Genomic DNA, 386 nt, shown 5'->3' with positions numbered 1-386 from the left:
AGTTAAATAAGATATTAGATAAATTTAATAATTTTTYTCATAAAAAATTTCTACTATTAAAAAATAGTGATATTGAATCTACCACAGTTAAAGCAGTTATGTATTCAACAATAGATGAACTATTTCTTATAAATGAATCAATAAGAAATGAAGAATATTTAGATGGAAAAAACTTATATTTTGATATATATGAAAATGTTGCATTAAATTCATTTATAACTTTTTTAGCATTAAGAGATATGAATATAATAAAACAGAGTCAATTAAATGACTTATCACAAGCTATATTTACACAAATCCAGGCTATAGYWYTTACTTGTAAATAAAAAATTCGCTTCGCCATGTCGCCAACGACTTTGTCCGTTGCTCAAAATATTTTTTATGCT

General features: G+C 23.3%; 1 protein-coding gene. It reads left to right on the top strand.

Annotation, left to right across the window (positions count from 1 at the left end; translation table 11 throughout):
* The coding region (locus tag G3997_RS02150; protein WP_296647364.1) for a hypothetical protein at positions 1–326 on the top strand (326 nt) is incomplete at its 5' end.
* Between the last annotated feature and the right edge of the window lie 60 nt (positions 327–386).

The organism is Romboutsia sp. 13368 (assembly GCF_018336475.1).
In the GTDB taxonomy this organism is placed as follows: Bacteria; Bacillota; Clostridia; order Peptostreptococcales; family Peptostreptococcaceae; genus Romboutsia.
Note: the sequence above shows the minus strand (reverse complement) of the source record. Positions and strands in the feature narration are given on the sequence as shown.